Origin of the sequence: Brachybacterium equifaecis (assembly GCF_023509525.1) — a bacterium.
Classification (GTDB): domain Bacteria; phylum Actinomycetota; class Actinomycetes; order Actinomycetales; family Dermabacteraceae; genus Brachybacterium; species Brachybacterium equifaecis.
The window spans coordinates 97,935-116,586 of sequence record NZ_JAKNCJ010000002.1 but is presented as its reverse complement, the minus strand read 5'-3'; the positions used below and the strand labels follow the sequence as shown (position 1 = coordinate 116,586).

The window sequence follows — 18,652 nt, the reverse complement described above, 5'->3', positions numbered from 1 at the left end:
GGTGGGCGGGGAGCGGACAGGCTCCCTGCCCGCCGTCGTCTCGTCCGGGGCTCAGACCCGCCGCAGGAGCACGCTGCGCACCCGGTGGTCCGCGTCCTTGCGCAGGACCAGGTCCGCGCGGCCGCGGGTCGGTGCGACGTTCGCGGCGAGGTTCGGGCCGTTGATGGTGGCCCAGATGTTCTCGGCCGTCGCGCGGGCCTGCGCGTCCGAGAGCTCCGCGTACTTGCGGAAATAGGAGCGGGGATCGGCGAAGGCGGTCTCGCGCAGGGCGAGGAAGCGGTCCACGTACCAGCGCTGCACGTCCTCCTCGCGCGCGTCGACGTAGACGGAGAAGTCGAAGAAGTCCGAGACCGCCATCCCGAAGCGCCCGTCGGTGCGGGGGCGCGAGGGCTGGAGCACGTTGATGCCCTCGAGGATGAGGACGTCCGGCCGCTCCACGACGATCCTCTCGCCCTCGACGATGTCGTAGACGAGGTGCGAGTAGACGGGCGCCTCCACCCGATCGGTGCCCGCCTTCACCTCGGCCACGAAGCGCAGCAGGGCCTTGCGGTCATAGCTCTCGGGGAAGCCCTTGCGGTGCATGATCCCTCTCGCCTCGAGCTCGGCGTTCGGCAGCAGGAATCCGTCGGTCGTCACGAGCTGCACGCGCGGCGTCTCCGGCCAGCGCGCCATGAGCTCCCGCAGCAGGCGGGCGGTCGTGGATTTGCCGACGGCCACCGACCCCGCCACCGCGATGATGTACGGAGTGCGGCGCTGCTGCTGGTGCAGGAAGTCCTCGCGCGCCCGGCGCAGCTGCTGCGCGGCGATGACCTGCATGTTCAGCATGTGGGAGATGGGCCGGTAGACGGCGTCGATCTCCGCCAGGTCCAGGCTCTCGCCGAGCCCGCGCAGGCGCTGGGCGTCCTGTTCGGTGAGGGGGAGGGGAGTCTGGTCCGACAGCCGCGCCCAGCGGTCGCGGGAGATCTCGTCGAAGGGCGTGAACGACCCGTGCAGCGCTGGCGGTCTCATGGGACGCCATTGTTCCAGCAGATGTCGGGCACCGTGACCGCGCAGAAGCGCGCAGAGAGCAATGTGCGTTTGTGCGCGTTTGCGCAGCCGGCGGTCCAGTCCTGCGCGACCGGGGCCGCCGGCGTGAGCCATCCCTCGCCGCACCGGGCCCGCGGGGGCCGCGGGAGGCCGGCGGGGCGCTAGCGTCAGGGGCATGTGTGGAATCGTTGGTTACGTCGGGCCGCTCAGCGCCGCCCCGTCCCCCCGCCCCGTCGACGTCGTCCTGCAGGGCCTCAGCCGCCTGGAGTACCGCGGCTATGACTCCGCCGGAGTGGCCGTGCTCGATCAGCAGCAGGTGCGCATCGACAAGCGCGCCGGCAAGATCGCGAACCTCCGCGAGGCCGTCGCCGGCCACGAGGCGAGCGACTCGCAGGTCGCCATCGGGCACACCCGCTGGGCCACCCATGGCGCGCCGACCGACGGCAACGCCCACCCGCACCGCGGCGGGAAGAACGGCGAGCTGGCGCTCGTCCACAACGGCATCATCGAGAACTTCGCGCCGCTGAAGGCCGAGCTCGAGGAGCAGGGCTACCTGTTCCGCTCGGAGACCGACTCCGAGGTCGCCGCGCACCTGGTCGCCCGTGAGATGGAGGGCGGCGGCACGCTCGAGGCCGCCATGGCCCGCGTCGTCGCGCGGCTCGAGGGCGCCTTCACGCTGCTCGCCATCCACATCGACACCCCCGACCGCGTCGTCGCCGCGCGCCGCAACTCGCCGCTCGTCGTCGGCCTCGGCGAGGGGGAGAACTTCCTCGGCTCCGACGTCGCCGCCTTCGTCGACGAGACCCGCGAGGCCCTCGAGATCGGACAGGACCAGATCGTCACCGTCACCGCGGATGACGTCTCCGTCACCACCTTCGCCGGCGAGGCCGTCCCCGAGCCCACCCGCTACACGATCGAGTGGGACGTCGCCGCGGCACAGAAGGGCGGCTACCCCTCCTTCATGGCCAAGGAGATCCACGAGCAGGCCACGGCCGTCGCGGACACCCTCCTCGGCCGCATCGTCGAGGGGCGCCTGCAGCTCGACGAGATGAGCATCGACGAGGCCGTGCTGCGCACCGTCGACAAGATCGTGGTCGTCGCCTGCGGCACCGCGGCCAACGCCGGCAACGTCGCGAAGTACGCGATCGAGCACTGGACCCGCATCCCCGTCGAGGTCGAGCTCGCCCACGAGTTCCGCTACCGCGACCCCGTCGTGAACGAGAAGACCCTCGTGGTCGCGATCTCGCAGTCCGGCGAGACCATGGACACCCTGATGGCGATGCGCCACGCGAAGGAGCAGGGCGCGAAGGTCGTCGCCCTGTGCAACACCCGCGGCGCGACCATCCCCCGCGAGGCCGACGCAGCCCTGTACCTGCACGTCGGCCCGGAGATCGCCGTCGCCTCCACGAAGGCGTACCTCGGCCAGATCACCGCCTCCTACCTGCTGGGCCTCTACCTCGCGCAAGTGCGCGGGAACCTCTTCGCCGACGAGGTCGCCGCGATCATGGCCGATCTCGAGCAGATCCCCGCGCACGTGCAGACCGTCCTGGACGGCAGCGCGCAGATCGAGGAGCTCGCGCGCGAGATGAAGGACGCGACCTCCGTGCTGTTCCTCGGCCGGCACGTCGGCTACCCGACGGCGCTCGAGGGCGCGCTCAAGCTCAAGGAGATCGCGTACATCCACGCCGAGGGCTTCGCCGCCGGCGAGCTCAAGCACGGGCCGATCGCGCTGGTCGAGGAGGGACAGCCGGTCTTCGTGATCGTCCCCTCCCCGGGCGGCCGCGACTCCCTGCACTCCAAGGTGGTCTCGAACATCCAGGAGGTGCGCGCCCGCGGCGCCCGCACTCTGGTGATCGCGGAGGAGGGCGACACCGTGGTGGAGCCCTACGCCGACGTCATCATGCGCGTCCCCGCGACCCGCACCCTGTTCGCACCGCTGCTGACCGTCATCCCGCTGCAGATCTTCTCCTGCGAGCTGGCGACCGCGAAGGGCCTGGACGTCGACCAGCCCCGCAACCTCGCGAAGTCCGTCACCGTCGAGTGACCTGCCGTGCGGCGGTCGCCCGGCAGGGCGCCCGCCGCGCGCAGGCGGTCGGGGCGCTCCGGCCCGCTCAGGTACCTTTCCTGCGCGCGAAAGGTACCGGAGCGGGTCCGAACAGGGGCCGGATCGCTCGTCCTGCACCTCCCAGCCGCTGAGACGCATCGCACCGCCGCCGGGCACCTGCCCCGGTGGCGGTGTGATACTTCCGGGGTGAGCATGGACAGCAGCAGGGCCTTCCCGCCGCGCGCGGACGCCCGGATCGTGGGCGTCGGCATCGACGTCGTGGGCATCGCGCGCCTCAGCGAGATGCTCGAGCGCACCCCCGCGCTGCTGGATCGCCTGCTGACCCCGGGGGAGCGGCGCCTCAGCCCCGCCTCCCGCGCCGCGCGCGTGGCCGCGAAGGAGGCAGTCGGCAAGGCGCTCGGCAGTCCCGGCGACTACTCCTGGCAGGACGTCACCGTGGAGCGCACCGAGGCGGGCCGCCCCTACCCGGTGCTCTCCGGCGCCGCGCTCGCCTCCGCCGAGAGCCGGGGCGTGGCGCACCTGCATCTCTCGCTCTCGCATGACGCCGATATCGCGACGGCCGTCGTCGTCGCCGAACGCACTGCCGAGAGCACTGCCGCCGAGAAGACCGCTGACGAGAGCGCCGCCGTCGAAAGCACCGCTGCAGAAAGCACTGCTGCAGAAAGCACCGAGGAGTCTTCATGATCCGCGCCTACACCGCCGATCAGATCCGTGCTGCGGAGGAGCCCCTGCTCGCTGCGGGCACCCCTCTGATGGCCCGCGCTGCGCACGGCCTCGCGCAGCGGACCCTGCATCATCTGCGCTCCGGCGGACGCTTCGCCCCCGGCGCGCACGTGCTGCTGCTCGTCGGCGCGGGGAGCAACGGCGGGGACGCCCTCCACGCAGGCGCGCTGCTGCGCCGCCGCGGCGTCGCCGTGACCGCAGCGCCGCTCGCGGATGCGCTCCATGAGGAGGGTCGCGCGGCGCTCCTGCGCGCGGGCGGCAGGATCCTCCCGGCCGACGGGGCCGACGGGGCCGACGGGGCCGACGGAGCCGACCAGGCCGACGGGGCCGACGGTCCCAGCGGTCCCGCCGGCGTCGAGGCCCTCGCCGCCGCGCTCGAGCGCGCGGACCTCGTGCTCGACGCGGTGCTCGGCATCGGCGGCCGCTCCGAGCTGCCGGCCCCGATGCGCGAGGCATTCGACCAGGTGCGCTCCAGCGGACTCCCCGTGCTCGCCGTCGACGTCCCCAGCGGTCTCGACGCCACCACCGGCGAGGCCGCCCCCGGACTGCTCCACGCCGTCGAGACCATCACCTTCGGGGCGGTGAAGACCGGCCTGCTGCTGCCCGGCGGCGCGGAGACGGCAGAGCGAATCCACCTCGTGCCGATCGGGATCGAGGAGCACCTCGGGGAGCCCTCGCTCCTGCGCTTGGAGTCGGCTGACGCCGCCGCGCTCTGGCCCGAGCCCGGCCGCGCGGACTCGAAGTACACGCGCGGCGTCGTCCAGATCACCGCGGGATCCTCCCAGTACCCGGGGGCCGCGGTGCTCTCCTGCAGCGCCGCCGCCCACTCCGGAGCGGGGATGGTGCGGCTGGACGCGCCGAGCAGCGTCGTGGACCACGTCCTGCAGGCGCGCCCGGAGATCGTCGGCGGCACCGGGCAGCACCAGAGCGCGGTGATCGGCTCCGGCTGCCCGGGCGATGACCCGCGCCTCGCCCCGGCGCTCGCGCACGTGCGCGAGGCGACGCGCCCCCACTCGGACCGGCCCGTCGGCGCGGTGATCGATGCGGGCGGTCTCGAGGCGATCCGCCGCGGGGACCGCTTCCACGGCGACGTCGTCCTCACCCCGCACGCCTCGGAGGCGGAGCGTCTCGCGGAGCAGCTCGGCGTCGACGCCGACCAGGCGCCCGCCGCGCTCGCGCGTGCGCTCGCCGGCGCCACCGGCGCGACAGTGCTGCTGAAGGGATCGGTCACCGTGATCGCCCCGCCGTCGGCCGAGGAGCCCCTGCGCACGCAGGACGACGCGACCGGGCAGCTCGCGAGCGCGGGCACCGGCGACGTGCTCGGAGGGCTGCTCGGCGCCCTGCTCGCGGCGGGACTGCCCGGACCGGAGGCGGCCGCCCTCGCCGCTCTCGTGCACGGCCGCGCAGGAGTGCTCGCCTCCCGCGGCGGCGCGGCCCCGCTGGTCGCGCTCGACGTCGCCTCTCGCATCCCCGACGTCGTCGCCGCGCTCGTGCGCGCGCATCCCCGCAGCGGCGGTCCCGCTGGCGCTGATCCCGTCGGCCCGGAACCTGCCGCGACCGCTCCACGCACCCCCGCCTCCGCCCGTCCAGCCCTCTCCGAAGGAGCAGCATGAGCATCGCGATCCCCGCAGAGGACCCCCGTCATCTGCCCAATCGCGCCGTCGTCGACCTCGGCGCGATCACGCACAACACCCGCCAGATCGCCGGGAGCCTCGCCGAGCAGACCGCCCTCATGGCCGTCGTGAAGGCCGACGCGTACGGCCACGGCATGCTGGGTGCGGCCCGTGCGGCCCTCGCCGGCGGCGCGACCTGGCTGGGGGCGGCGCACCCCGCCTCCGCTCTCGCGCTCTCCCGCGCCGGGATCGACGTGCCGATCTTCACCTGGCTGTACGACCCGCGCACCGCGCGCGAGCTGCTGCCCGCCATGATCAGCGCGAGCATCGAGATCTCCGTGGGGAGCCGGCGCATGCTCGAGCTGGTGAGCGAGGCGGCCCGCGAGAGCGACCTGCGCGCGCGCGTGCACCTCAAGATCGACACCGGCATGGGCCGCGGCGGCGCACTGCCCGAGCATGTCCTGGAGCTGGGCGTGCGCACGCGGGAGGATGAGAACCTGAACCTCGTCGCCACCTGGACGCACCTCTCCAGCGCCGACGCCCTGGGCGAGGACACCACCGACCGCCAGATCGACATCTTCGACTCGATCTGCGAGGACCTCACCGAGGAGGTCGGCCCGATCGCCCTCCAGCACGTCGCGAACACCGCCGCCACGCTCTCGCGGCGGGATCTGCATCGCGACCTCGTGCGCACCGGCATCGGCCTGTACGGGTATGCGCCGGTGCCCACCGACCTGGATCTTCGCCCCGCGATGAGCCTCACCAGCCGCATCGCGATGGTCAAGGAGGTCGGCGCCGGGCAGAGCGTCGGCTACGGCCGTATCCACACCGCGGCCACGGCGACCCGCCTCGGCCTGATCCCCGTGGGCTACGCCGACGGTCTGGACCGCGCGGCCTCCGGCGCGGTGAGCGTCCTCGTGCGCACCCGCGCCGGCGACCAGTTCGCCCCGCAGGTGGGCCGCATCAGCATGGACCAGATCGTCGTGGATCTCGGCCCGGACTCCGCCGCCCGCGAAGAGGACGAGGTGATCATCTTCGGTGCGCCCGACGCGCTCGACGCCCCCGCCGCGGGCGCACCCGAGATCACCGGACCCCGCCTCGACCCGCCGACCGCCGAGGACTGGGCCAGAGCCGCCGGGACGATCCCCTACGAGATCCTCACCTCGCTCAGCGTGCGCGTGCCCCGCGAGGTGCGCAGCCCCGCCGCAGGGGACGCGGCGTGAGCGCGCAGGATCCGGCGGCCCTGGACGTCGCCACCACCGACGCGGCGAGCACGCGGGATCTCGCGCGCCGACTCGCGGCCGTGCTGCGCGGCGGGGACCTGCTCGTGCTCGACGGTCCCCTCGGCGCGGGCAAGACGACCTTCACCCAGGGCCTCGGAGAGGGGCTCGGGGTGCGCGGCCCCGTCGCCTCGCCGACCTTCGTCATCGCCCGCGTGCACCCGAGCCTCGTCGGCGGCCCCGAGCTCGTGCACGTGGACGCCTACCGCCTCGGCGGCTCCGCGGACCTCGAGGACCTCGACCTCGACTCCGACCTCGACCGCGCCGTCACGGTCGTCGAGTGGGGCCGCGACCTCGCCGAGCGCCTGGCCGATTCGTACCTGCTGATCGAGCTGCGCCGCCCCGACGCGATCACCGGCGATGATCCCGACGAGCCGCGCACCCTGCGCCTGGTGCCCACGGGCCCGCGCTGGGACGAGGCCGCTCGTGCCGCGCTCGCCGGCGCCGTGCAGATCTCACCCGAGAAGCCCTCATCCCTCCCGACGGAAGGAGCCCGCTGATGTGGCTCGGCATCGACACCTCCGGCGCGGTCAGCGTGGCCGTCGGCCGCCCGAGCGCCGACGGCGGGATCGAGATCCTCGCGCGGCGCTCGGATGAGCGCGCCCGCCACCACGACGAAGTGCTGCTCGCGCTGATCGACAGCGTGCTCGCCGACGCCGGCACTCAGCGCGGCGACCTCACCCGCATCGTGGCCGGGCGGGGCCCCGGGCCCTTCACCGGTCTGCGCGTAGGGCTCGTCTCGGCCCGCACCCTCGCCGCCGTGCTCGACGTACCCCTCAGCGGACTCTGCTCGCTGGACGCTCTCGCGCATCAGGCGCTCGCCGAGACGCGCGATCGCGGCGCGGAGGCCGCGGGCTCCCTGCTGATAGCGCTGGATGCGCGCCGCCGGGAGGTCTACTGGGCGCGGTACGCCGTGCAGGCCGGCGCGCTGGTGCGCACCGCCGGCCCCGCCGTCGCACCCCCGGCCGACGTCGCCGAGGCCGCGGACAGCGCGAGCATCGTCGCGGGATCCGGGGCGCAGCTCTACGCCGAGCAGCTCCATCCCGCGAGCGCCCTCACCCACGTGGACGCCGGTCACCTGCTCGCGGAGGCCGCCTCGCAGCTCGCCGCCGGCGCCGACCTCTCCTCGACCGAGCCGCTGTACCTGCGCGAGCCCGACGCCGCGAAGCCCACGGCGCGCAAGAGCGCGCTCGGGCGATGAGCGGGGGAGACTGGTTCCTGCGCGAGGCGCTCCCCGAGGACCTGCCCGCGCTCGCCGCTGCGGAGCTCGCCCTGTTCCCCGACGAGGCCTGGGACCTGGATCTGCTGCGGGAGGAGATTTTCCATCCCTGGCGGCGGTACATCGTCGCCGAGAGCCGGGCCGACGGCGCGATCCTCGGCTACGCCGGCATCATGATCACGGGGGACACGGCCGACCTCCACACCATCGGCGCGCTGCGCGAAGGGCTCGGGATCGGGCGGGCGCTGCTGCAGTGGTGCGAGGAGACGGCCCGCGCGGGACTCGGCTCAGGCGCGGGGCCGGGCGCGGAGCGGATGCTGCTGGAGGTGCGCGAGGACAACACCCGCGCGCGCGATCTGTACGCGCGCGCCGGCTACGAGCAGATCGCGCGCCGGAGCGGGTACTACCGCACCCCGGCCGGACCGGTCGACGCCCTGGTGCTCAGCAAAGAGCTCTGAGACCGGGCGCAGCCCCCGCGCCGTCCGGCACGGGGGCTGCGCTGGGTCGCGGGCGACCGCTCGCTCACACGTGGGCGCGGACCTTCTGGAACAGGTCCGGATAGCGGCGCTCGAGCCTGCGCTCGGCGAGCCCCACGCCGACCACGAGCAGCACGATCCCCGTCAGCAGACTCAGGACCCCGCCCGCGAGCACGATGCCCGAGGAGCCCGTGACCAGGCCCCACACCACGACCGCCGCCGCGGGGAGCTGCGGCACGGTCACGGCGAGCATCCCGACAGCCACCGCGATCATCGCGTTCGCGCTCGAGGCCGAGCGGTCCTTCATCGGGCTCGTGCCAGGGGCTGCGGTCGGGTAGGGCAGGAGCGTGCCGATCAGCGAAGCGGCACCCCAGCCTCCGAGCATCAGCCCCATGGTCCCGAGCACGGTCACGCCGATCTGCTCCGGCGCACCGGCGAGAAGCGGGATCGCCACAGCCATCACCAGCAGGAACGGCGCGGCGAGCACGGCCATCGCCGCGATCCGGCCGCGCACGTTGGCCTTCGGATCCAGGCCCGCGGTGAGGTTCACCCAGCCCGCGGGGCCGTCGAACCCGTACTCGTTCATCAGCGAGATGCCGGAGAGACCGGCGACCAGCAGCAGCCCGGTGATGCCCATGAAGCCCGATTCGGGCAGCACGAGGCTCATCGCGACGAAGAAGATGAGCATCACCGGCATGATCGCGATCGACGCGAGATAGCGCGCATCGCGCTTCCAGTAGCGCAGCGAACGTCCCATCACCGCGCCGAACGCTGAGGGCTTCACCCCGCGGGGCACCAGCGGCGAGACCTTCGCGGCCCCGCTCGAGGCCTCCCCGACCAGCGCCGAGCGCATCGCAAGATCGATGCTGCGCCGCCACCAGAGCCACACCCCCCAGATCGCGGCGGCGCCGATGAGCGCGCGCAGGAGCGCCGGGATCACGTGGCCCTCGGCGAGGTCGAGCGGCACCGAGAACAGGGCGCCGAGGGGGGTCGAGGTCGCCACCCGCACCACCGACCTCGCGATCTCGACGAGGCGGTCGAGATCAGCGCGGGCCAGGGACTGCAGTCCGATGCTCGCGCCGTAGGCGACGGCGAGGACGATGACGATGCCGAGCACTCCGCCGATCTCCCGGGCACGGCGGGAGGTGGTGCGCACGGCGCTGTGGGCGAGGATCGCGCGCGGCAGCAGCAGGCACAGGGCGATGCCCGCGAGGTTCGCGGGGATCAGCGCCACGAGACCGGCGACCATCGGCAGCGGGTCCAGTCCCGCCGTCAGCATCCAGATGGCTTCGAAGACCGTCACGATCGCGGCGGCGATCACGGTGAAGAGCGCGGGCAGGGAGACCAGGGAGGCGACGAACAGCGGCACCTGCAGCTCCCTCGCCCGGCGCGGCAGCAGTGCGAAGCGCCGCGGATCCAGCGTGTCGTCCAGGCCGAAGGCCAGCAGCGGCACCAGCAGCCAGGCGAGCAGAGCCGCAGCGCCGAGACCGCGCACCAGCAGCGGGAAGAGGGGGCCGTCGCCGCCGCCGCCGAACAGGGTTCCGGCCATCAGCGAGAGCACGGCGCCGAGACCGCCGATCCCGTAGAGCAGGCCGATGGCGGTGCCGATGATCTTTCCGGTGTTCTTGCGGAAGGACCGCTTCCACAGCGTCCACTTGAGGCGGGCCATGAGCCGCGCCAGGGCGGAGCGGGAGATGCTGCCGTGCAGGGCCGCGTCGGAGCTCGCGAGGTCCGGTGCGCCAGCAGCGCCGTCGGCACCCGTCGCGGGCGCGGGGGAGGAGGTCACTGCGCGAGCCATGCCAGGCTCCCCTCGGCGACGTCGGCCCCGCCCACGAGGTCCAGGAACTTCTGGACAAGGCTGCCGCCGGCGCGCACCTGCTCGGTCGTGCCGGCCTCGAGGATCTCTCCCCGGGCGATGATCGCGACATGCGAGCACAGCTCCTCGACCAGCTCCATCACGTGGCTGGAGAGCACCACGGTGCCCCCGCCGGCGACGAAGGACCGCAGGATCTGGCGGATGCGCTGGCCCGAGACGGGATCGACCGCCTCGAGCGGCTCATCGAGCACCAGCAGCCGCGGCGCATGCAGCAGCGCGCAGGCCAGCAGGATCTTCTTCGTCATGCCCGCGGAGTAGTCCACGACGAGCTTGCCGTTCTCGCCCGCGAGGTCCATCGCCTCGAGCAGGGACTGGCTGCGCTCCTCGACGACGGAGGCCTCCATCCCTCGGATCAGGCCCACGTAGCTCAGCAGCTCGCGGCCGGTGAGGCGGTCGAAGGTGCGCAGGCCGTCGGCCAGCACGCCCATCTGCGCCTTCGCGCGCTCGGGCTCGGTCCACATGTCGACCCCGAGGATCTGCGCGGTGCCGGCGTCGGGCCGCAGCAGGCCCGTGGCCATCGACAGGGTGGTCGTCTTGCCGGCGCCGTTCGGGCCGACGATCCCGTAGAAGGAGCCGCGCGGGACGTCCAGGGAGATGCCGTGCACGACGGGGGTGCCGTCGAAGGACTTCTGCAGGCCCTGGATCCGCAGGGCGGGCTCCGAGGCCGAGGGGAGGGCGGGGGTCGGTTCGCTCATGCGCCCAGGCTATCCAGCCGGTGCCGACGGCGCGCCCTCCTGCCGTCGGCCCCAGGGGCGACCTTCGTCGGGGGTGCGCGCCCAGGAGCGGGCCAGGGCCGGGATCGGGCCGGAGTGCGTCACAAACGCCTCAGCGCGCGGGGCCTCGCGGAGGGCGGGAACTAGGATCGGGGTGAATCCCACCGGCCCGGATGGGCTGCCCCCCGAGGAGGAGACCTCATGCTGAAGCCCCGGAACCTGCGCGCTGCGAGTGCCGCGCGCGCTGCGAGCGCACCGCAGGAGGTGCAGGAGATCCCGATCGGCGTGCGCCGCCTCGGCGCGTGGTCCTGGCGCTTCCTCATCATCGCAGCGGCGTTCGCGCTGATCATCTGGGGACTGGTGAAGCTCGCGACCCTCGTGGTCCCGGTGCTCATCGCCGTGCTGATCGCCTCGTTCATGATGCCGCTGGTCAACCTGCTCACCAAGCACACCTTCCTCGGCCGCCTCGCCGCGAGCGCGCTCGCGCTCGTCGGCCTCATCGTGGTGGTCGTGGGCATGGCGTACCTCGCGGGCCGCCAGCTCGTCGATCAGGCCTCCGATATCTCGGTCAAGGCCGTCTCCGGCTTCCAGGGGATGCTCGACTGGGCGACCCAGACCTTCAACATCGAGAAGAGCGGCTGGCTCGACACGGTCACCTCCGAGGCGCTCGCGAAGATCCAGGAGAACTCGGGCCGCCTGATCTCCGGAGCGTTCTCCACCGTGTCGGTGGTCGGCACCATCGGCACCGGGATCATCGTCGCCCTGTTCACGCTGCTGTTCCTGCTCGCCAACGGGCAGTCGATCTGGCGCTGGTGCGTCGGGCTGCTCCCCCCGGAGGCGCGCGTCCCCGTGCACGAGTCCTTCCGCCGCGGCTGGAAGGCCCTCTCCGCGTACATGCGCACGCAGATCCTCGTGGCCGCGGTCGATGCGACCGGCATCGCGCTCGGCATGGTCGTCCTCGGCACCGGAGCCTACGCGGTGCCGATCTGGATGCTCGTGTTCCTGTTCTCGTTCGTGCCGCTGGTCGGCGCGGTCGTCTCCGGCGCCATCGCCGTGCTGATCGTGTTCGTGCTGAAGGGCTGGGCCTTCGCGCTCGGCATGCTGGCCGCGGTGCTGATCGTGCAGCAGCTCGAGAGCAACATCCTCCAGCCCGTCCTCATGGGCAAGGCCGTGGAGCTGCACCCGCTGGCGGTGTTCCTCGGGGTGACCGCCGGCGCGCTGACGGCCGGGATCGCCGGCGCCCTGTTCGCCATCCCGCTGATCGCCTTCGTCAACGCGACGCTGCTCTACCTCACGGGGCGGGACCCCTCCCCGGAGCTCGGCGAGGACCAGGCCGCCCATGAGGAGCTGCTCGCCCCGCCGCAGCCGAAGTACACCAAGGAGCAGGAGGAGGCGCTCGCTCGGAAGGACGGCCGCGCGACCGGCTCCACCTCCGTCGCCCAGCTGATGAAGCGCACGGTGAGCCGCCGCTCCGATCAGGTGCGCTGAGCGTCTGCGGACCTGACGATCCGGGCATGAAGAAGGAGCCGGCCCCCGAGGGGGCCGGCTCCTTCTGCGTCCTCCTGCGCTGCGCACGATCCGGGTGCGCGCGAGCAGGTCAGGCCTTGTACGGCGTGGCCTTGAGGATCTCGATGGCGAGAGTCTTGCCGTTCGGCGCGACGTAGTCGATCTTGTCGCCGACCTTGGTGCCGTGGATCGCGGCGCCGAGGGGGGACTCGCTCGAGTAGACCTCGAGGTCATCGCCCTCGTCGGCGATCTCGCGATTGCCCAGCAGGAAGGTGCGCTCGGCGCCGGCCATCGTGATGGTCACGACCATGCCGGGCTCGACGACGCCGTCGTCCTTCGGGGTCTCGCCGACCACGGCGTTCTTCAGCAGGAAGGTGAGCTCGTTGATGCGGGCCTCGTTCTTGCCCTGCTCCTCGCGCGCGGCGTGGTAGCCGCCGTTCTCCTTGAGATCGCCCTCGTCGCGAGCTGCGGCGATGCGCTCTGCGATCTCGGTGCGGCGGGGGCCCTCCAGCTCAGCGAGCTCGGCGGAGAGGCGGTCGAAGGCGTCCTGGGTGAGCCAGGATCCCTGGTTCTGACTGCTCATGGGAGCACTCCTCGGGTGTCATGGGGCGCGCGGCGATCGCTCGGGCGGAGGCCGGACGCGAAGCACGGGGCACATGCGGGATGCGCCCCGTGAGCGGATGATGGTCGCCGAGCGGGACTCGGCATTCGGAGCAGTCTACCGCGCACCCCCTGAGCGGGGCCAGGGACCGGCCTCGCCCATCGGCTCAGCGGGGAGCGCACTCCAGGACCTGACCGCTCACGGCGTCGCCCTGCGTGGCGACCTCCACGCGGTGGATGCTCTGGCGCTCGGACTGCGCCGGGACGTCGACCTCGAGGAATCCGACCTGCGCGCGCCCCTCGTTCAGCGCCTCCAGGCTGCAGCGCACAGCGGTTCCCGGAGGCGCCGTGAGCTGGAAGGAGATCGCGATCCGCTGGGCATCCAGATGGTCGTACGCGACCGTCTCGGCGCGGATCGGATCGACCGTGTACCGCAGCCCCACCATCGCCAGCACGGCGATCGCGACGGCGGCACCGATGCCGAGGAGCACGTGCGTCGCACGCCGGGAGATGAGCGGCCCGCCGTAGCGCGCCTCGAGATCCGGGCGGGCCGGGCCCCTGGACTGCAGGTCGGGCTGCCCCTCGGACGACCCGTCGGACGGCCCGGCTGACAGGGCGGCGGGCTGCCCGTCGGACGGCGCGGCGAGCGGCGCGGCGGTCGGCTCAGGGGACGGCGCGGCGGAGGACATGCAGCGATTGTCCCAGATGAGCGGATGTGAACTCCTGCGAACGGGCTGAGGCCCGAGGCCCGCGGTGGCGTAGCCTCGTACCGTGCCTCCGGCTCCCGGAGGCCCCCGAATCCTCGACACCGAAGGTGAGTCCGTGGCCGACGTCCGCCCTGACCCCTCCGTGCGCAGCGCCGCCGGCGCTCCGCACGATCCCGCGGAGCAGCTGCGCCTGCTCGCCGTCCATGCCCACCCCGACGACGAGTCGAGCAAGGGCGCAGGCTCCATGGCGCGGTACGTGCGCGAAGGCGCGGCGGTCACCGTCATCACCTGCACCGGGGGCGAGCGCGGAGACATCCTGAACCCCCGCCTCCAGGACGACGAGTCCCTTCTCGCCGATCTCCCCGCCGTTCGGCGCGCCGAGATGGCCGCCGCGCAGGCGGTCCTGGGCGTGGACCACGAGTGGCTGGGCTTCGTGGACTCGGGTCTGCCCGAGGGGGATCCGCTGCCCGCGCTGCCGGAGGGCTGCTTCGCCCTGATGAGCGTGGAGGAGGCGGCGCGCCCGCTGATCGCCGCGATCCGGCGACTGCGCCCGCACGTGCTGAGCACGTACGACGAGAACGGCGGGTACCCCCACCCCGATCACATCCAGGCGCACCGCATCAGCGTCTTCGCCTTCGATCGTGCGGGGGATCCGCAGTACGCCCCCGAGCTCGGCGAGGCGTGGACCGTCTCCAAGCTCTACTACATCAACGGCTTCTCCCGGCAGCGCCTGGCGGGCATCGCGCGCTACCTGCGCGAGAACGACCGGGCCGACGAGGAGCTCGAGTCGTTCCTCGGGAACTTCGACGAGGGCAGCGACCGCCTGATCACCACGCGCGTGGACGTCTCGGACTACCGCGAGGTGCGCGACGCGGCCCTGCTCGCGCACGCCACGCAGGTCGATCCCGACGGCTTCTTCTTCCGCGTCGCCAATGACGTCCAGAAGGCGGCGGGCTGGGCGACCGACGACTACGAGCTGCGCGCCTCCCGCATCGGCGTCACGCTGCCCGAGACCGACCTGTTCGCAGGCCTGCGATGAACGGGCTCTGGCTGGCCGCGCCCGCAGGGCCCTCCGACGGCGGCGAAGGATTCACGCTGGTCAGCGTGTCCCCAGGCCTCGGAGGATTCGTGGTGATGTTCCTGCTGGCGCTGGTCGTCGTCTTCCTCATGGTCGACCTCTCGCGCCGGGTCCGCCGCATCCAGGCGCGGGCGAACGCCGAGGAGCGCCAGGCCTGGGAGCAGAGCGAAGCGGCGCGCGAGGCCGGAGACGGCTCCGACGCGCCGACGGACGCGCGCGCAGACGCGGAGCGGGGCTCGTCGGCCGAGACCGGCGCCCAGCCGGAGCGGGACGGCGACGAGCCGCTGCGCTGAGCTGGGGGGTCTGTGCTCAGGTCACCGCGAGAGCGACGGCGGCGAAGTGGCAGCCGAAGCCGATCGCGGTGCCGGCGTGGAAGAGCTCGTGGTGCCCGAACCAGGCGTGCGAGGGATTCGGGCGCTTGAGCCCGTAGATGACCGCGCCGGCGGTGTAGCCGAGGCCGCCGAGGACCAGCAGCCACACCACGGCCGGGCCGCCGGCGGCCAGGAACTGCGGCATGTAGAAGACCGCCACCCAGCCCAGAGCGATGTAGGCGGGCACGTAGAGCCAGCGCGGTGCGGCGGTCCAGAACAGGCGGAACGCCACCCCGATCGCCGCGCCGCCCCAGGCGATGCTGAGCAGGATCGCGGCAGACCGCGGCGGCAGCAGCGTGATCGCCAGCGGCGTGTACGTGCCCGCGATGATGAGGAAGATGTTCGCGTGGTCGAAGCGACGCAGCATGAGCGCGTGCCGCGGCGACCAGGTGCCGCGGTGGTAGATCGCGCTCACGCCGAACAGCAGCGCTGCGGTCGCGACGAACACGGCCGTGGCCAGTCGCGCCGGGAGGTCCGTGCCGGAGGCGACCAGCACCAGGCCTGGAAAGAGCACGAGCGGCAGGCTCAGCAGGTGGATCATCCCGCGCAGCCTCGGCTTCGGCAGCTGCAGGCCGAGCTCTGCGGCGCGCCGGGCCATCGCGCGGCTCAGGGTGCGCGGGGCGAACGGATGATCCGCCGCGAGGGGGATGTCCTCGTCGCGCAGAGGGGGATCGATCCGTGCGCCGCGGCGCGGGGTATCGGTGGGGCGCGCCGAAGGGGTCATGCCGCGAGCCTAACCTACGGTCGCGTAGGTTCGGGGCGGCCTCCCGAGGGATGCGCACCGTGCCCGTGAGGGGGATGCGCGCCGCGCAGGTGAGGGATTCGTGCCGACTCGGTGAGAGCCTCGGGGCAGAGGTGGAGACCGCCGCGGCGATGCGGCCCCATGCCCGATAATGGTCCGAGCGCCTCGGCGCCCTGCGCGGGGCTCCAGCGGCGCCCACCGCAGCACCCGCGACGGCAGAAGGAGCACGGCCGATGGATGACGACGGACTCCTGTACCGCGTCTACGAGCGCCGCCTCATGCGCGAGCTGGAGGCATACGATCTGCCCCGCCACCTCGGCGTGATCGTGGACGGCAACCGGCGCTGGGCGAAGGCATCGGGCAAGCCCGCCGCCGAGGGCCACCGGATGGGCGCCGCCAAGATCACCGAGTTCCTCACCTGGTGCGAGGAGCTCGAGATCCCGCTGGTCACGGTGTGGATGCTGTCGACAGCCAACCTGCGCCGGCCCGCCGACGAGCTCGCCCAGCTCGTGGAGATCATCGCCGAGACCGTCGAGGCGATCGCCGCGGCGGGCTACTGCGTGCGTCTGGCCGGGAGCGTGGAGGCCCTCCCCGAGACCACCCGCGAGCGCATCCGCCAGGTCCAGGAGTCGAGCCCGGCGGACAAGCAGCTCACCGTGAACGTGGCCATCGGCTACGGCGGTCGCGAGGAGATCGTCGACGCCGTGCGGGAGCTGGTGCTCGATCTCGGGTCCGAAGGACGCAGCCCCGAGGAGATCGCCGCGGCCATCACCATGGAGGGCATCGGTGAGCGCCTCTACACGCGCGGCCAGCCCGATCCGGATCTCATCATCCGCACCTCCGGCGAGCAGCGGCTCTCCGGCTTCCTGATGTGGCAGTCGGCCCACTCGGAGTTCTGGTTCTGCGAGACCAACTGGCCCGGGTTCCGCCGGGTCGATCTGCTGCGCGCGCTGCGCGACTTCTGCCAGCGCGAGCGGCGCTTCGGGAGCTGAGGCGGAGGAGCCCGGGGCCGGGAGCTGTTCGCCGACGCGTCGGAACGCACCTGCTCGTCTCGTATGACGGGCGGGTGAACGTCTGCCGTCGGGGCCCCGACTGCTCGCGCGGCGCGCTCCATCGGATCCCGCCGCGCGTATAGCGTGCCAGCAGGAGCACCGGACGGGGCCGCGCGAGGGCCGCGACGCCAAGGGATCGTCGGCCGCACGCACCACCGGGACCGGGCACGAACCGGAGGCCAGCGATGACCCAGACCTCACTGCACGAGACCCGCGAAGCGCACGGGACCGGATCACGAGGGGCCGGATCCGCGCCCCGGGCGGACGTGGTCTCCTACCTCGCCCAGGAGGCGATCCCGGATCTCGCCCCCGGCACCCTGACCTACGTGCTGGACACCTCTGTGCTGCTCGCAGACCCGCTCGCGCTGACCCGCTTCGCCGAGCACGACATCGTGCTGCCGATCGTGGTGATCACCGAGCTCGAGGCCAAGCGCCACCATCCGGATCTCGGCTATTTCGCCTGCCAGGCCCTGCGGATCCTCGACGACCTGCGCGAGCGCCACGGCAGTCTCGCCTCGCCCCTGCCGATCGGCGATCACGGCGGGCACGTGCGAGTCGAGCTGAACCACACCTCCGATGCCGCGCTGCCCGACGGCTTCCGGCTCGGCGACAACGACACCCGGATCATCGCCGTGGCGAAGAACCTGCAGCTGGACGGCGGCGCCGTGGTGCTGGTCTCGAAGGACCTGCCGCTGCGCATCAAGGCCTCGGCCTGCGGGATCCACGCCGAGGAGTATCGCGCCGAGCTCGCGCGCGACCGCGGATACACCGGCATGGTCACTGCCGAGATCGGCGAGGAGGAGATGTCGCGCCTGTACGACGGGCAGCTGATCCGCGTTCCCGCGATCGCGCACAGCCCCGTGCACACGGGCGTCAGCCTCTCCAGCCCCCGGGGCAGCGCGCTGGGCCGCGTGACCCGCAGCGGGGATGTGCAGATCGTGCCCGGCGACCAGCAGGTCTTCGGGGTGACCGGGCGCAGCGCCGAGCAGCGCGTGGCGATCGACCTGCTGAGCGACGAGAGCATCGGCATCGTCAGCCTCGGCGGCCGCGCCGGCACCGGCTAGAGCGCGCTGGCCCTGTGCGCGGGGCTCGAGGCGGTGCTGGAGCGGCGCACGCAGCGGAAGATCCTCGTGTTCCGTCCGCTGTCCGCGGTCGGCGGGCAGGAGCTCGGATTCCTGCCCGGCGACCAGGGCGAGAAGATGGGCCTGTGGGCGGAGGCCGTGTTCGACACCCTCGGCTCGATGGTCGCCCAGAACGTCATCGATGAGGTGCTCTCGCGCGGGATGCTCGAGGTCCTGCCGCTCACGCACATCCGCGGCCGCTCATTGCACGACGCGTTCGTGATCGTGGACGAGGCGCAGTCCCTCGAGCGCAACGTGCTGCTGACGATGCTCTCCCGCATCGGGCAGCGCTCGCGCGTCGTCCTCACCCACGACATCGCCCAGCGCGACAACCTGCGCGTCGGACGCTACGACGGCATCGCGAGCGTGGTGGAGGCGCTGAAGTCCAGCGACCTGTTCGCCCACATCACCCTGCAGCGCTCGGAGCGGTCGAAGGTGGCCCAGCTCGTGACGGACGTGCTGGATGCGCCGGTGGTGTGAGGGC

The 18,652-nt window shown here is 72.7% G+C and carries 17 protein-coding genes and 1 pseudogene; 12 read left to right on the top strand and 6 right to left on the bottom strand.

What is annotated here, in order from left to right:
* Positions 1-51 precede the first annotated feature (51 nt).
* On the bottom strand, positions 52-1,008 hold the full coding sequence (gene coaA / locus Bequi_RS04990; protein WP_249736864.1) for a type I pantothenate kinase: 957 nt from the start codon (positions 1,006-1,008) through the stop codon (positions 52-54).
* A gap of 193 nt (positions 1,009-1,201) precedes the next feature.
* Here coaA and glmS point away from each other — a divergent pair, with 193 nt between their 5' ends.
* The 7 genes from glmS (at position 1,202) to Bequi_RS04955 (ending at position 8,384) form a co-directional block, all read left to right on the top strand.
* On the top strand, positions 1,202-3,070 hold the full coding sequence (glmS, locus tag Bequi_RS04985; protein ID WP_249736863.1) for a glutamine--fructose-6-phosphate transaminase (isomerizing): 1,869 nt from the start codon (positions 1,202-1,204) through the stop codon (positions 3,068-3,070).
* Between the two features lie 213 nt (positions 3,071-3,283).
* Positions 3,284-3,775, top strand: a complete 492-nt coding sequence (locus tag Bequi_RS04980; protein ID WP_249737391.1) for a holo-ACP synthase — start codon at positions 3,284-3,286, stop codon at positions 3,773-3,775.
* A complete protein-coding gene (locus Bequi_RS04975; RefSeq protein ID WP_249736862.1) occupies positions 3,772-5,427 on the top strand; it encodes a bifunctional ADP-dependent NAD(P)H-hydrate dehydratase/NAD(P)H-hydrate epimerase in 1,656 nt (551 codons plus the stop codon). Before Bequi_RS04980 ends, Bequi_RS04975 begins: the two co-directional genes overlap by 4 nt.
* Entirely contained in the window at positions 5,424-6,650 is a 1,227-nt protein-coding gene (gene alr, locus Bequi_RS04970; RefSeq protein WP_249736861.1) for an alanine racemase, read from the top strand. The genes Bequi_RS04975 and alr overlap by 4 nt, the downstream gene beginning before the upstream one ends.
* Positions 6,647-7,207: a tRNA (adenosine(37)-N6)-threonylcarbamoyltransferase complex ATPase subunit type 1 TsaE gene (gene tsaE, locus Bequi_RS04965; protein ID WP_249736860.1), complete on the top strand. Its 561-nt coding sequence runs from the start codon at positions 6,647-6,649 to the stop codon at positions 7,205-7,207. Before alr ends, tsaE begins: the two co-directional genes overlap by 4 nt.
* Positions 7,207-7,908: a tRNA (adenosine(37)-N6)-threonylcarbamoyltransferase complex dimerization subunit type 1 TsaB gene (gene tsaB, locus Bequi_RS04960; RefSeq protein ID WP_249736859.1), complete on the top strand. Its 702-nt coding sequence runs from the start codon at positions 7,207-7,209 to the stop codon at positions 7,906-7,908. Before tsaE ends, tsaB begins: the two co-directional genes overlap by 1 nt.
* On the top strand, positions 7,905-8,384 hold the full coding sequence (locus Bequi_RS04955; protein WP_249736858.1) for a GNAT family N-acetyltransferase: 480 nt from the start codon (positions 7,905-7,907) through the stop codon (positions 8,382-8,384). Before tsaB ends, Bequi_RS04955 begins: the two co-directional genes overlap by 4 nt.
* 64 nt (positions 8,385-8,448) lie before the next feature.
* Here Bequi_RS04955 and Bequi_RS04950 read toward each other — a convergent pair whose 3' ends face one another.
* Positions 8,449-10,200 (bottom strand): hypothetical protein, encoded by a 1,752-nt coding sequence (locus Bequi_RS04950; RefSeq protein ID WP_249736857.1) that lies wholly within the window; start codon positions 10,198-10,200, stop codon positions 8,449-8,451.
* Positions 10,185-10,973 (bottom strand): ABC transporter ATP-binding protein, encoded by a 789-nt coding sequence (locus tag Bequi_RS04945; protein WP_249736856.1) that lies wholly within the window; start codon positions 10,971-10,973, stop codon positions 10,185-10,187. The genes Bequi_RS04950 and Bequi_RS04945 overlap by 16 nt, the downstream gene beginning before the upstream one ends.
* A gap of 219 nt (positions 10,974-11,192) precedes the next feature.
* On the opposite strand from Bequi_RS04945, the gene Bequi_RS04940 reads away from it, so the two are divergent.
* Positions 11,193-12,479 (top strand): AI-2E family transporter, encoded by a 1,287-nt coding sequence (locus Bequi_RS04940; protein ID WP_249736855.1) that lies wholly within the window; start codon positions 11,193-11,195, stop codon positions 12,477-12,479.
* A gap of 109 nt (positions 12,480-12,588) precedes the next feature.
* Here the strand turns inward: Bequi_RS04940 and greA are convergent, their stop codons facing one another.
* A complete protein-coding gene (greA, locus tag Bequi_RS04935) occupies positions 12,589-13,080 on the bottom strand; it encodes a transcription elongation factor GreA (protein WP_249736854.1) in 492 nt (163 codons plus the stop codon).
* 184 nt (positions 13,081-13,264) lie between these two features.
* Positions 13,265-13,786 (bottom strand): DUF4307 domain-containing protein, encoded by a 522-nt coding sequence (locus Bequi_RS04930; protein ID WP_249736853.1) that lies wholly within the window; start codon positions 13,784-13,786, stop codon positions 13,265-13,267.
* A gap of 133 nt (positions 13,787-13,919) precedes the next feature.
* On the opposite strand from Bequi_RS04930, the gene mca reads away from it, so the two are divergent.
* Together mca and Bequi_RS04920 are read left to right on the top strand one after the other, a co-directional pair.
* Positions 13,920-14,843 carry a mycothiol conjugate amidase Mca gene (gene mca, locus Bequi_RS04925; RefSeq protein WP_249736852.1) on the top strand — a complete coding sequence of 308 codons (924 nt, stop codon included), beginning with the start codon at positions 13,920-13,922 and terminating at the stop codon, positions 14,841-14,843.
* Positions 14,840-15,175: a hypothetical protein gene (locus tag Bequi_RS04920; protein WP_249736851.1), complete on the top strand. Its 336-nt coding sequence runs from the start codon at positions 14,840-14,842 to the stop codon at positions 15,173-15,175. Before mca ends, Bequi_RS04920 begins: the two co-directional genes overlap by 4 nt.
* 16 nt (positions 15,176-15,191) lie before the next feature.
* On the opposite strand, the gene trhA is transcribed toward Bequi_RS04920, so the two are convergent.
* Positions 15,192-15,977: a PAQR family membrane homeostasis protein TrhA gene (trhA, locus tag Bequi_RS04915; RefSeq protein WP_249736850.1), complete on the bottom strand. Its 786-nt coding sequence runs from the start codon at positions 15,975-15,977 to the stop codon at positions 15,192-15,194.
* A 251-nt stretch (positions 15,978-16,228) separates the two neighbouring features.
* On the opposite strand from trhA, the gene Bequi_RS04910 reads away from it, so the two are divergent.
* Both Bequi_RS04910 and phoH2 read left to right on the top strand, forming a co-directional pair.
* Entirely contained in the window at positions 16,229-16,987 is a 759-nt protein-coding gene (locus tag Bequi_RS04910) for an isoprenyl transferase (RefSeq protein WP_249736849.1), read from the top strand.
* A 245-nt stretch (positions 16,988-17,232) separates the two neighbouring features.
* Positions 17,233-18,648, top strand: a pseudogene (gene phoH2, locus Bequi_RS04905) (RNA 5'-3' helicase PhoH2).
* Positions 18,649-18,652: the final 4 nt, after the last annotated feature.